Annotated in this window: 12 protein-coding genes; 4 read left to right on the forward strand and 8 right to left on the reverse strand. The window is 65.2% G+C overall.

Annotated elements, in window-relative coordinates:
• Window positions 1-153 precede the first annotated feature (153 nt).
• The 3 genes from VIQ49_RS28725 to VIQ49_RS28735 are packed head-to-tail and all read right to left on the reverse strand — an operon-like array spanning window position 154 to window position 2,150.
• Window positions 154-747 (reverse strand): GNAT family N-acetyltransferase, encoded by a 594-nt coding sequence (locus tag VIQ49_RS28725; protein WP_331890551.1) that lies wholly within the window; start codon window positions 745-747, stop codon window positions 154-156.
• Window positions 702-1,118, reverse strand: a complete 417-nt coding sequence (locus VIQ49_RS28730; protein WP_331890553.1) for a cytochrome c oxidase subunit 4 — start codon at window positions 1,116-1,118, stop codon at window positions 702-704. The genes VIQ49_RS28725 and VIQ49_RS28730 overlap by 46 nt, the downstream gene beginning before the upstream one ends.
• 18 nt (window positions 1,119-1,136) lie before the next feature.
• Window positions 1,137-2,150 carry a cytochrome c oxidase subunit II gene (locus VIQ49_RS28735; RefSeq protein ID WP_414731740.1) on the reverse strand — a complete coding sequence of 338 codons (1,014 nt, stop codon included), beginning with the start codon at window positions 2,148-2,150 and terminating at the stop codon, window positions 1,137-1,139.
• A 297-nt stretch (window positions 2,151-2,447) separates the two neighbouring features.
• On the opposite strand from VIQ49_RS28735, the gene asnB reads away from it, so the two are divergent.
• Complete coding sequence (gene asnB, locus VIQ49_RS28740) at window positions 2,448-4,373, forward strand: asparagine synthase (glutamine-hydrolyzing) (protein WP_331890557.1); 1,926 nt, start codon at window positions 2,448-2,450, stop codon at window positions 4,371-4,373.
• Window positions 4,374-4,460: 87 nt separating this feature from the next.
• Here asnB and VIQ49_RS28745 read toward each other — a convergent pair whose 3' ends face one another.
• The 3 genes from VIQ49_RS28745 to VIQ49_RS28755 form a co-directional block, all read right to left on the reverse strand.
• Window positions 4,461-5,438, reverse strand: a complete 978-nt coding sequence (locus tag VIQ49_RS28745; protein ID WP_331890558.1) for a carbohydrate kinase family protein — start codon at window positions 5,436-5,438, stop codon at window positions 4,461-4,463.
• Between the two features lie 195 nt (window positions 5,439-5,633).
• Window positions 5,634-6,008 carry an iron-sulfur cluster assembly accessory protein gene (locus tag VIQ49_RS28750; RefSeq protein WP_331890560.1) on the reverse strand — a complete coding sequence of 125 codons (375 nt, stop codon included), beginning with the start codon at window positions 6,006-6,008 and terminating at the stop codon, window positions 5,634-5,636.
• A gap of 136 nt (window positions 6,009-6,144) precedes the next feature.
• Window positions 6,145-7,188, reverse strand: a complete 1,044-nt coding sequence (locus tag VIQ49_RS28755; RefSeq protein WP_331890562.1) for a glycerate kinase — start codon at window positions 7,186-7,188, stop codon at window positions 6,145-6,147.
• A 128-nt stretch (window positions 7,189-7,316) separates the two neighbouring features.
• On the opposite strand from VIQ49_RS28755, the gene VIQ49_RS28760 reads away from it, so the two are divergent.
• From VIQ49_RS28760 to VIQ49_RS28770, 3 genes are read left to right on the forward strand one after another with little or no spacing between them, the layout of a single operon-like run.
• The gene (locus VIQ49_RS28760) at window positions 7,317-7,985 is read left to right on the forward strand and encodes a DUF3043 domain-containing protein (protein ID WP_331890564.1); all 669 of its coding nucleotides are present in this window, start codon (window positions 7,317-7,319) and stop codon (window positions 7,983-7,985) included.
• Window positions 7,986-7,991: 6 nt separating this feature from the next.
• On the forward strand, window positions 7,992-9,737 hold the full coding sequence (cobT, locus tag VIQ49_RS28765; RefSeq protein ID WP_331890566.1) for a nicotinate-nucleotide--dimethylbenzimidazole phosphoribosyltransferase: 1,746 nt from the start codon (window positions 7,992-7,994) through the stop codon (window positions 9,735-9,737).
• Between the two features lie 6 nt (window positions 9,738-9,743).
• Window positions 9,744-10,508 (forward strand): adenosylcobinamide-GDP ribazoletransferase, encoded by a 765-nt coding sequence (locus VIQ49_RS28770; protein ID WP_331890568.1) that lies wholly within the window; start codon window positions 9,744-9,746, stop codon window positions 10,506-10,508.
• 45 nt (window positions 10,509-10,553) lie between these two features.
• Here the strand turns inward: VIQ49_RS28770 and VIQ49_RS28775 are convergent, their stop codons facing one another.
• Complete coding sequence (locus VIQ49_RS28775; RefSeq protein WP_331890570.1) at window positions 10,554-11,654, reverse strand: branched-chain amino acid aminotransferase; 1,101 nt, start codon at window positions 11,652-11,654, stop codon at window positions 10,554-10,556.
• A gap of 87 nt (window positions 11,655-11,741) precedes the next feature.
• Window positions 11,742-12,860 (reverse strand): glycine cleavage system aminomethyltransferase GcvT, encoded by a 1,119-nt coding sequence (gene gcvT / locus VIQ49_RS28780; protein WP_331890572.1) that lies wholly within the window; start codon window positions 12,858-12,860, stop codon window positions 11,742-11,744.
• Between the last annotated feature and the right edge of the window lie 89 nt (window positions 12,861-12,949).

The raw sequence follows: 12,949 nt of genomic DNA on the forward strand, positions 1-12,949 counted from the left end.
CTGGGGCTTGACGTGAACGAACAGAATCCCGATGCCGCCGACTTCTATCGACGCAAAGGGTTTGTGGTGACAGGTCGATCCGCATTGGACTCCGGCGGGCGTCCGTTTCCATTGCTACACATGATGTTCAGTCCCGAGGTGCGGACGGATCGTTCACCAGAGCTCTCCTGAGCGCCAATCACAGATGAGTTGACCCGATACCGGTGCCGACCGTCCGTAGACGTGGACGCTGTCGTCAGCGGTCTCGATGACGCCGTCCGGGGTCATCGCCGACAACCGACCGGTGAAGGGTGTCCAGCCGTGTGCGCGGTAGAGACGCAGACCCGCCTCGCTGGCCCCCAGGACACCGAAGTCGTACGCGCCATCGATCACGGCCTCCACAGCACTCATGACGCGGTCACCGAGACCCTGACGTTGTCGCTCCGGATCGGTCGCCACCGCTTCGACGTAGCCCACGCGGTATGCGCGGCCGTCGTGGACGATCGAACGGGCGACCACCGCGGCATGACCGATCACGACGTCTCCGTCGGTGATGATCGCGTGCAGTCCCCCGAGTGCGTGATCGAAGTCGGTGTCGGTGAAGTCGCCGTCGAAGGCCCCGTCGAGGAGTTCCCGGATCGCCTTTCGGCAGAAAGCACTCAGCTCCCAGGTGTGCCGCAGTTGGAGCTGCGGACCTGGGAGCTGAGTGTTGGTGATTGTTGTCAGTGCTTTTCGGGCCCGATATGGTATTCGAGCACCAGACCGCACACCGCGCCGATGATGCAGACAGCGGCGAAAGCAACCAGCCAGAACTGTGCGAAAGCGAGTGCGACCGCGAAGAGTGCGGCGCCGCCGGCGATCAGGATCGGCCACCAGCTACCGGCGCTGAAGAATCCCAGTTCGCCTGCACCGTCAGAGACCTCGGCATCTTCGTAGTCTTCCGGGCGGATGTCCACCCGTCGGGCCACGAAGCGGAAGTAGGTGCCGATCAGCAGCGTCAGACCACCGGTCATGACGATGCCGGTGACGCCTACCCATTCGACGTTCTTACTGGTCAGACCCGTGGCCAACCCGTACGCGAGAGCCACCGCAAAAAAGAATCCGGTGAGGATCTCGAAGATCCGCGCTTCAATATGCATCTCGTAGCTTCTCCGTGACTAGTTCGACGCGGTCTGCGTGCCGCGCTTGGTATCGAAGGGCGCGGTGGTGACCGCAAGTGGATCCTCACCGATCGCTTCGAGTGCCTCGGCATTGGTCGCGTCGGGGTTGGCTTCGCGGAACTTGATGTATTCGTCGAACTTCTCCGGGCTCACCGCACGAACTTCGAAGTTCATCATCGAGTGGTAGGTGCCGCACATTTCCGCACAGCGGCCTACGAACGCGCCCTCGCGATCGATCTCACTGACCTGGAACCGGTTGTCCGAGTGGTTCTCCTTCGGGAACGGCATGACGTCCCGCTTGAAGAGGAACTCCGGAACCCAGAACGAGTGAACGACATCTGTTGCCGCGATCTCAAACTCGATACGACGATCGGTCGGGAGCACCAGAACCGGGATCACATCGGACGTACCGATGGTCTCGATCTCGTTGAACTTCAGGTAATCACGGACGTCGTCCTCTTCGGACTGGTCCGGAGCATCGCTGTGACCGCCCTCGGACTCTTCCGAGTCACCGTGCGGGACCTGACGATCGTACGGATTGCCCTCGGTCAAGGCGCCGTCATAGATCTGACCGTCCTCGAAGCGGACGGTGCGGTAGCCGAACTTCCAGTTCCACTGGAATGCGGTCACGTCGACCACCACTGCAGGATCGGGCTGCTTCGCCTCGACCTTGTTCTGCACGATGATCGTGAAGTAGAAGAGGACTGCGATGATCACGAAGGGAATCGCGGTGTACGTCAACTCCAACGGCACGTTGTATGCCGTCTGACGCGGGAACTCATCTTGTCCTGCCTTGCGACGGTGGAACGTGATGGTCCAGAACGTCAGACCCCACACCAAAACACCCATGATGAGGGCCGAGATCACCGACCACGTCCATAGATGCCGCATATCCTCGGCCTCGGGCGTAATGCCCACGGGCCAACCGAATCGCAGTGCTTCCTCAGCGCTGCAGCTCGACAGCATCAGTGCGCCAACGCCTAGGAACAAGGCTGCGCTTATCTGCTTGATTCGACGTCCGCGGTGCTGACGTTTGGTCGATGCCGGAGGTCGCCCACCGTGTGCCAATTTCACGCCTTCCTACCCTGCCCTGACTGGAAACAGTCACAACGCTAACCACGACTGGTAACTCGTGTACTACGCAGCGTAGACCAACCCCGGTCAACATTCGTATCGGGGTTTGGGTTCGTGTCACCGGGTGCTGTCGACCGACCACACAACCTGGGCCGCACACGCGGTGGCACTCCTCATTGCGGCATACTCGGGCGTGATCCCTACCCCGTCCCTGGACGAATTGAGGCAATTTTCGTGTGTGGTCTGTTAGGTCTGCTGTCTAGCGACGCATCGGCCGCCGAGTCAGCCGATCTGGTCGCTTCCGCGTTGCACTGCATGCGGCATCGAGGACCTGACGAACCGGGCACGTGGCACGATTCCGACCTGGTCTTCGGCTTCAATCGGCTCTCGATCATCGACATCGAGCATTCGCACCAGCCGTTGCGGTGGGGCCCGCCGGAGAACCCGGAACGCTATGCACTCGTCTTCAACGGCGAGATCTACAACTACCTCGAGATCCGCGCTCAGCTGGCCGAGGACGAGGGCGCCCAGTTCCACACCGAGGGTGACGGCGAGGCGATCGTCGCGGCCTTCCATCACTGGGGCCCCGATTCGGTCACCCGCCTGCGCGGAATGTTCGCGTTCGCGATCTGGGACACCGAGGACCGCTCCCTGTTCTTGGCCCGCGATCCTTTCGGCATCAAGCCGCTGTTCATCGCTACCGGGTCGGGCGGCACCATCTTCGGCAGCGAGAAGAAGAGCCTTCTCGAACTGATCGACCGCATCGGCGTCTCGGACTCACTCGACAGTCGGGCGATCCAGCACTACACGGTGCTCCAGTACGTCCCCGAACCGGAGACACTGCACGCCGGCATCCGCCGATTGGAGTCGGGCAGCTATGCAACTCTGCGACCGGGCCAGATGCCGAAGGTCTACCGATACTTCACACCGCAGTTCGCGGTGCGCCCCTTCACTCCGGGCAGTGAGCAGGCTCGCTACGACGAGATCGCCGAGGCATTGTCCGACTCGGTGGCCAAGCACATGCGCGCCGACGTCACCGTCGGCTCGTTCCTCTCCGGCGGTATCGACTCGACCGCGATCGCTGCTTTGGCGATCAAGCACAATCCCAACCTGATCACCTTCACCACCGGGTTCGAGCGGGAAGGCTATTCGGAGGTCGACGTGGCCGCCGAATCCGCCGCCGCGATCGGCGCCAAGCACATCGTGAAGACCGTCGGGCCGGCCGAGTTCGTCGCCGCGATTCCCGAAATCGTCTGGTATCTCGATGATCCGGTGGCCGACCCGTCGTTGATCCCGCTGTACTTCGTGGCGAAGGAAGCCCGCAAGCACGTCAAGGTCGTGTTGTCCGGCGAGGGCGCCGACGAACTGTTCGGTGGGTACACCATCTACAAAGAGCCGTTGTCGCTCAAGCCCTTCGAACGTCTCCCCCGCGGCCTGCGCGCCGCAGCGGGCAAACTGTCGGACCGGATCCCCGAAGGCAAGCGCGGAAAGAGCCTTCTGCACCGCGGGTCCATGACACTCGAAGAGCGCTACTACGGCAACGCCCGCAGCTTCGACGATGCCCGACTCAAGGCCGTGCTCAAGGACTTCCGTCCCGATTGGCTCCACACCGATGTCACGGCCCCCATCTACGCGACGTCGCGCGGCTGGGATCCGGTTGCCCGGATGCAACATCTGGATCTGTTCACCTGGCTGCGCGGCGACATCCTCGTCAAAGCCGACAAGGTGACGATGGCAAACTCGCTCGAATTGCGGGTGCCGTTCCTCGACTCCGAGGTGCTGCGGGTGGCCGAGGCTCTGCCGTTCGAGGAGAAGATCTCCCACGGGACAACCAAATACGCGCTTCGTAAGGCGCTGGAACAGATCGTTCCGGCACACGTCCTGCACCGCAAGAAGCTCGGATTCCCGGTGCCCGTTCGGCATTGGCTTCGCGGCACCGAGCTCTACGACTGGGCGCACGAGACGATCGAGCATTCACAGACCGACCACATCCTGAACAAGGACGCGATCCGGACCATGCTCACCGAGCACCGGACCGGCGCGGTCGACAACAGCCGTCGACTGTGGACCGTGCTGATCTTCATGGTGTGGCACGGGATCTTCGTCGAGGGCACCATCGTTCCGCAGATCGAGGACCACCACTACCCCGTCCGCCTGTAGCACCCCAACCGCAAACGCTCCACCTATACGAAGACGCTCCACATATTTGTGGAGCGTCTTCGTATAGGTGGAGCGTTTGGTGTCGCGTCAAGCCGGGAGTATCGCGCCGATCTCGGCGGCGGCCTGTGATCCGTAGACACCCGACATGCGCCCGAGGGCACTTTCGCGGTCCCACACCCATTCCTGGGTGCCGACAGTCTCCAGAACGAGGACGGCGACCATCGAACCGAGCTGGGCGCTGCGCTCGTGGCTCAGACCGGCCGCGTTGCCGACGAGGAATCCGGCACGGAAGGCGTCGCCGACTCCGGTCGGGTCGACCTTGGCGGTCTCCGGGACAACCGGAACGTGGATGCGTGAACCGTCGGCTTCGACGATCTCCGCTCCCCCACCACCGAGTGTGGTGATCCGGACACCGACCATCTTGGCGACCTGGGCATCACTCAGGCCCGACTTCTGGCGGAGCAGACCCCACTCGTATTCGTTGGTGAACAGGTAGGTGGCCCCGTCGATCAGGGCGCGCACCTGCTCACCGTCGAGTCGCGCGAGCTGCTGCGAGGGATCGGCGGCGAACGGGATGCCCAGCTCGCGGCATTCGCGGCTGTGGACAATCATGCCCTCGGGGTCATCGGCACCGATGAGGACCAGCTCCGGGGATCCGAGTTCGGCGGCCAGCTTGTTCAGCGAGATCTCGCGCGACTCGCTCATCGCACCGGCGTAAAAGCTTGCCAGCTGGGCCATCTCGTCGTCCGTGGTGCACATGAAGCGCGCCGTGTGCGCCGTCTCCGACACCCGGACACCACGCGTGTCGACGCCGTTGCGCTCGAGCCAGCGCCGGTAGTCGTCAAAATCACTGCCGACCGAGCCGACCAGCAGCGGCGACCCCCCGAGCACTCCCATCGCATACGCGATGTTGCCGGCGACACCACCGCGCCGGATCACCAGGTCCTCCACGAGGAAGCTCAGGGAGATGTGGCTGAGGTGTTCTGGCAAGAGCTGTTCAGAGAACTTGCCCTGAAAACGCATCAGATGGTCGGTAGCGATCGATCCGCAAATGGCAATGGCCACGAAGGAGTGCCTTTCTTACTCACCGAATAATGGCTTAACGCTACCTTCCCACCAGGTGAACGCAGCCAGCCCCGGCCAGATCATACGAACATCGCCGAGGTCCGACAACAAAAAAGGGCCGCATCCGAGACGAACTCGGATGCGGCCCCATTCTCGAAGTGCGGGGGTCACGCTGCCTGGTGAGAGTGCCTGGCGTCAGTTGAACGAATCGCCGCAGGCACAGCTGCCCGTTGCGTTCGGGTTGTCGATGGTGAAGCCCTGCTTCTCGATGGTGTCGACGAAGTCGATGCTCGCACCCATGACGTACGGAGCGCTCATCCGATCGACGGCCAGTCCGACGCCGTCGAACTCGACAACGAGGTCGCCGTCGAGATTGCGGTCGTCGAAGTACAGCTGGTAGCGCAGGCCGGCGCAGCCGCCGGGCTGAACGGCGATACGGAGCATCAGCTCTTCACGGCCTTCTTGCTCACGTAGTGCCTTCGCCTTGGACGCTGCGGCATCGGTCAGGATCACACCGTGCGCGGGTGCCTCGGTCTCGGTCTGCACAGCAGTCTCGTTCGATGCGGTCATGAAATCTCCTCAGTGTGCGGGGCGTAGGCGTGCGAACCCACAGTGGTCCGGGATCGGATGCGAACTTCCGTCGGGTACAACCGTACTCCTTTGCGGACTATTCCCGCCTATCACACCGGTGAGCCGTCACCGGTCATCACCAAGTGCCGGCGACCTGCCTGGTGAGCTCCGTCAGTTGATTCTGCGCGTCGTCCATCGCCCGCTGGACCGATCCGGCGACCTCGACGATGGCGTGAGCGCGTGCGATGCCCGCCTCGGCGATCTGCGCCGGTGTCAGTGCGAGCTGCCCGGCGAACACGATTGTCGGGGTCTGGTGCGCCCGGGCCGCGCTGGTCAGGGCCGCGACGACCTTCCCCTTGAGGGTCTGTTCATCACATTTGCCCTCACCGGTGATCACCAGGTCGACTCCGGCGATCAGGTCGGCCTGTCCGGTCGCATCCGCGATCACCGTCGCGCCGGAGATCCGGGTGCCGCCGAGCGCCAGCAGCACCGCTCCCAGTCCGCCGGCGGCGCCGGCTCCGGCAAGCGGACTGATGTCGCGGCCGGCGAACTCTCCGAGCAGTGCGGCCCACGTGCTCATCCGCTGCTCCAATGCGGCGACGGTGTCGGGGTCGGCACCCTTTTGCGGACCGAACACGGCAGCCGCGCCCTCCAGGCCGAGCAGCGGGTTCTCGACGTCCGAGGCGGCCACCAGCTCCACGCCCTGCAACAGTCGCGCCGCACTGTCCAGTCCGCCGAGGGCATCGACCAGGCCCTTGCCCCCATCGGTACTGCCGCTGCCACCGAGACCGACGACGACCTTCGCCGCACCGGCGTCGACGGCTGCCCCGATGAGCTGCCCCACCCCGTAGGTGTCCGCCGCGACCGCGGTCCGTGGCGACGGGCGACCGCCGAGCTGGTGCAGCCCGCAGGCCTGCGCGCATTCGATGTAGGCGGTGTCACCGTGGAGCAGCCACTGGGCGTCGACCAGCGCACCCAGGGGTCCGTTGACGGTTTCTGTGTGGACCTCACCGAACCGGCTCGCCAGGACAGCCACGAATCCGGGACCGCCATCGGATTGCGGTGCCAGGATCAAGTCGTCGTCCGGACGGGACTCTGCCCAGCCGGCAGCGATCGCCTCCGCGGCGGCAACGGCGGTCAGTGTGTCACCGAACGAGTCCGGGGCGATCAGCGCTTTCATGTGGGAAGTATAGGAAGGACGCGCCCGGTCGGCAGGGCCCGCGATCGCGATGAAGCGCCGCGGCCATCACAATTCGCGCAGCGCAGACCCGACAGCGGTGGCGCACGCGGGCGGGATAATCTGGAAGGGTGAAATTGCCCTGGAAGAAAGACGACGACGCCGAGGTCGATACGACGTCGACAGTCGAGCAGACTCCGGAAGAAGCTGCGGCCGATCGCAGGTACACCGAGGGCAAGGGTCGCCCGACTCCCAAGCGCCGGGAAGCCGAGGGCAAGCGTCGCGGCCCGGTTGCTCCGGCCCCGACGACCCGCGCCGAGGCCCGGGCCCGCAAGAAGGACCTGAAGGGTTCAGCCGTCAGCCTGACCAAAGAGGAGAAGCGGGCCCAGTCCGATCAACGCCGCAAGGCTCGCACCGAACAGCGCGAGAAGATGATGGACGGCGACGAGCGCTACCTGATGGCTCGAGACAAAGGCGAAGTCCGTCGATACGCCCGCGACATCGTCGATTCCCGGCGCAACTTCGCCGGGCTGTTCATGCCGTTCGCAATCCTGCTGATCCTCGTGATGTTCTTGCCCGCCCTCGCGGTCTACGCCACGCTGTTCATGCTCATCTTCGTCATCTTCCTGGTGATCGACGGCTTCCTGCTCGGCCGGACCCTCAACAACCGGATTCACGAACGCTTCCCGAACACCTCGGACGGTGGATTCAAACTCACCTGGTACGGCTTCAGCCGCGCCATGCAGATGCGATTCATGCGCGCCCCTCGCCCCACGGTCAAGCCGGGCGACGCGGTCTGATCGGTGATGCGAACCCTGGTACTCGGTGGAATACGTTCGGGCAAATCAGCTTTCGGTGAAGGTCTGCTGCCGGAAGTCGGCGTCAGATACCTGGCAACGGCATCTGATCCGGCAACCGGCGACCCCGAGTGGGCGTGCCGGATCGATGCGCACCGCGCTCGCCGGCCGAGTGGGTGGACCACGGTCGAATCCGCCGACGTTGCAACCGAATTGCGCCGTGACCCCGTCACGCCAACGCTGGTCGACGATCTCGGGAGCTGGCTGAGCCGGCACATCGACGGGGTCGGCGGCTGGGACGACGAGACCTTCGACATGTCCGCGGCTGTGACGGAATTGTCCACGGCAGTGGCCGATTTCACCGGGGACCTGGTGATGATCAGCCCCGAGGTCGGCCTGTCGCTGGTGGCGCCGGTTCCGGCCGGACGGCTGTTCCAGGATCAGTTGGGCATCCTCAATGCCGCGGTCGCCGCGGTCTGTGACCGGGTTGTGCTGGTGGTTGCGGGTCGAGCACTCGAACTCCGCGGTGGCGCGGCCGCCGACGCGGCTGTGCCACACGAGGTCGCATCCGCTGTCCCCGCACCGATTCCGGCTCCGATCCCGGCCCCCGCGCCGGTGCCTTCTCCCGACCCGGTACCCGCCCCGAGCACACTGGGTGCCGTGTCCGTCACCGACGGTGCCGCGCCCATCACCGAGTTCGAGAACCCGGAACAGTTCGGTTTCGTGGACGCACCGGACCGCACGGCCGCGATCGCCGCACGAGCGCGCCACGGGGAACTGACCAAGCCGGCCGGATCACTCGGGCGGCTCGAGGAGATCGGCATCTGGATGGCCTCCTGCCAGGGAGTCTGCCCACCCCGCCCGATCACAGAACCCACCGTGGTGATCTTCGCCGGCGACCACGGCGTCGCCCAGGCAGGCGTGTCGGCGTTCCCCCCCGAGGTCACGGCACAGATGGTGGCGAACTTCTCGGCCGGCGGCGCGGCGGTCAACGTGCTGGCAAAACAGAACGGTGCCCGGGTCCGTGTCGAGGACCTCGCCGTCAACGCGGAGACCCCGGAAGCGATCAGCCGCTTCAAGGTCCGTCGCAGCACCGGCGACCTCACGCGTGAAGATGCGCTGACCGCGGACGAGACCCGCGCCGCGCTGGCAGCCGGGCGCACCATCGCGGACCGGGAAATCGATTCCGGCGCAGATCTTCTCATCGCCGGCGAGATGGGTATCGGAAACACCACACCGGCCACGGTGCTGATCGGCCTGCTCACCGACACCGAGCCCGTCGTGGTTGTCGGGCGCGGCACCGGCATCGACGACAACGGGTGGATCCGCAAGACCGCAGCGGTACGGGACGGCATGCGCCGGGGCCGGCCGCACGCCCGCATCCCCTTCGACCTCTTGCGCACCGTCTCCGGCGCGGAGATCGCGGCGATGGCCGGGTTCCTCGCGCAGGCCGCTGTGCGCAAGACACCTGTCATCCTCGACGGCATGGTGGTGACGGCGGCCGCTTTGGTGGCCAACGACCTTGCACCCGGTGCCCGCGAGTGGTGGGTGGCCGGTCACCGCTCGGCCGAGCCGGCTCACCAGATCGCTTTGCGGCAGCTGGATCTGGTTCCACTGCTCGATCTGTCGATGCGTCTCGGTGAAGGCAGCGGGGCCCTGACCGCGCTCCCCCTGGTGCAGGCTGCGGTGAACACGCTCGCATCGATGGCGACGTTTGCCGAAGCCCAGGTCAGCGGTGCACCCGATGTGTCCTGACAACTGATGAATGTGCGCGCCGCGTTTCGGGGTCCACAGACCGCGATCTCGTGGTTGACGATCCTGCCGATCCCCGCGCCCAAGGGGCCCTTTGACCGCGCGCTGGGCGGCGCGGCCATCGGATCGGCACCGCTCGTGGGTGCACTGCTCGGTGTGATCACGGCGGCAATCGCCGTCGGCCTCGGTCATACCGACCTGCCACCGCTGCTGGCAGGTTTGTTGACCGTCGGTGTCATCGCGATTCTCACCCGCGGAATGCATCTGGACGGATTGTCGGACACCGCGGACGGACTGGGTTGTTTCGGTTCTCCCGAACGCGTGCACAAGGTGATGCACAGCGGCAGTGCCGGTCCGTTCGGCGCGGCCACCCTGGTGCTGGTCCTGGTCGCACAGGCAGTCGGTTATGGGGCACTGATCGAGCAAAAAGATTGGGCAGCAATCGTTTTCGTGCTGTTCGCCAGCCGGGTCGCACCAGTCGTCGGATGCCGCGTCAACCTGTCGGCAACCGAGGAATCGAAGTTCGGCGCGCTGACTGCCGGAACTCAGCGACTCACGGTCGTGTTCTGGGCGCTCGGCGCCGTTGCGGTCGGGTACATGGTCGACCCGGCGTTACCGCTTCCGGGCGTGTTCAGCGCGGTGGCGGTTGTCGCGTTCGCCTGGTGGTTCAGCTTTCACTGCTCCCGCCGATTCGCCGGCATCAACGGCGATGTGCTCGGCGCACTGATCGAACTCAGTGCCCTGATCGCGATCTGCGGACTGCTGATCGCCTGAGTCGCGATTCGCACCTGGGCTCTGACGAGATCAGCCGTCACGAGATCAGCCGTGGAGCTTTGTCATCCAGCCGTGGGTGTCGGCGAAGGTGCCGCGCTGGATACCGGTGAGCGTGTCGCGCAAGGCCATCGTGACCTCGCCCGGCTGTCCGTCACCGATGGTGTAGTCGTCGGTGTCGCCCTTGACGTGGCCGACCGGCGTGATGACTGCGGCGGTACCGCAGGCGAAGACCTCGGTGATCTCGCCGGAGGCCACACCCTTGCGCAACTCCTCGACGCTGATCTTGCGCTCGGCGACGTCGAAGCCGGCATCGGCGGCGAGCTGCAGCAGCGATTCCCGGGTGATGCCCGGAAGCAACGACCCGGACAGTTCGGGGGTCACGAGCTTGGCGTCGGCCCCGGAGCCGAAGACGAAGAACAGGTTCATGCCACCCATTTCCTCGACGAAGCGGCGTTCGATGGCGTCGAGCCAGACCACCTGATCGCAGCCCTTGTCGGCGGCCTGAGCCTGCGCGAGCAGCGAGGCGGCGTAATTGCCGCCGAACTTCGCCGCGCCGGTTCCACCGGGGGCGGCCCGCACGTATTCGGTGGAGAGCCACACACTCACCGGGTGCACGCCGCGCGGGAAGTACGCCCCGGCCGGCGATGCGATCAGCAGATAGCGGTATTCGTTCGATGGACGCACGCCGAGACCGACTTCGGTGGCAATCATGAAGGGACGCAGGTAGAGCGAGGCCTCGCCGCCGGCTTCCGGAACCCAGAGATGGTCGGCCTCCACGAGGGCCCGCAACGAGCCCATGAAGTCCTCGACCGGCAGTTCCGGCATCGCCAGACGCTCCGCCGACCGCTGCATACGCAGCGCGTTGGCGTCGGGACGGAACGATGAGACAGTCCCGTCCGCCTGGCGGTACGCCTTGAGGCCTTCGAAGATCTCCTGCGCGTAGTGCAGGACCATCGCCGATGGGTCGAGCTGGATCGGTCCGTACGGAACCACCCGGGCATCGTGCCAGCCCTGTTCGGCGCTGTGCTCGATGGTCACCATGTGGTCGGTGAAGTATTTACCGAACCCCGGGGCAGCCAGGATTTCCGCACGGCGTTCTGCCGACAGCGGCTGCGGGTGCTCGGTCCGGGCGAACTCCAAAGTCATGTGTCAATCCTATCGCCTGACGTCGCGAGCCATTTCTCCCGGTGGACCACCGTCGGGCGGAGGCAGGCCGGAGCTAGCCAGTTGGAGCTAGCTGGTCCCTGCCGTCACAAATGGCGGCAGGACGACCTCGCACTCGAGCGCACGGCCGCGGACATCGATCACGACGGTGTCACCTTTGGCGACGTTCGCGGACGAATCGATGAGTGCCAGGGCGATTCCCGTCTTGAGCGTCGGCGAGAAGGTTCCCGACGTGGTGGCGCCGATCTGTGTCCCCCCAGGGCCGTCGAGGACCGCCAGATCCGCCCGCGGCACGCCCCGCCCGGTTGCCCGCAGGCCCCAGAGTCGACGCAAAGGACCCGACTCCTTCTCTGCGAGCAGGGCCTCGCGACCGAAGAACTCGGGCTTTTTCCAACCCACGGCCCAGCTGCAGCGGGCTTGCACCGGACTGATGTCGACGGACAGTTCGTGACCGTGCAACGGGTAACCCATCTCGGTGCGCAGGGTGTCGCGTGCCCCCAACCCGGCGGGCGCTCCCCCGGCCGCGATCACGGCGGCGGACAGCGCCGCGAAGACCGGTTCGCTGTCGTCCCAGGCCGGCAACAATTCGTAGCCGATCTCACCGGTGTACCCGGTCCGGCAGACCCGGACGGGGTAACCCGACTGGCCCACAACCATTTCGGTGTCGGCGAACGACATGTACTCCATGTCGGTGGGCAATCCCAGCCCCGACAACACCGCAGACGACCGGGGTCCCTGGACGGCGAACACACCGAAGTCACGATGGCGGTCGACCACCTCGACACCCTCGGGGGCCACCGCGGCCAGCGCCGCCACCACCGCGGCGGTGTTGGCGGCATTGGGAACCAGGAACACGTCGTCGTCGGAGACCCAGTAGACGATGAGGTCGTCGACCACACCACCAGAGTTGTTGGTACACAACGTGTACTGCGCCTTGCCCGGGTGAATCTTGTTCAGATCGTTGGTCAGGCAACGATTGACGAACTCGGCGGCACCAGGTCCGGTCACCGAGGCCTTGCCCAGATGACTCACGTCGAAGATGCCGACCGCTTCGCGGACCGCGGTGTGTTCGGCCACGGTACCCGCGTACGACACCGGCATGTTCCAACCGCCGAATTCGGCGAAACTTGCGCCGAGTCCGCGATGCAGATCTTCGATGGGGCCGGCCAGCAGTTCGCCTTCGCTCATGGGAGCAACGCTATCGCGCCGCGAGAGCGACCGGGCGCCGACCACTAAGCTTGGGCCTCGGCAAGGTACCGCTACGACTGGGAGTGAAG

Origin of the sequence: Williamsia sp., from assembly GCF_036566845.1 — a bacterium.
Lineage (GTDB): Bacteria > Actinomycetota > Actinomycetes > Mycobacteriales > Mycobacteriaceae > Williamsia.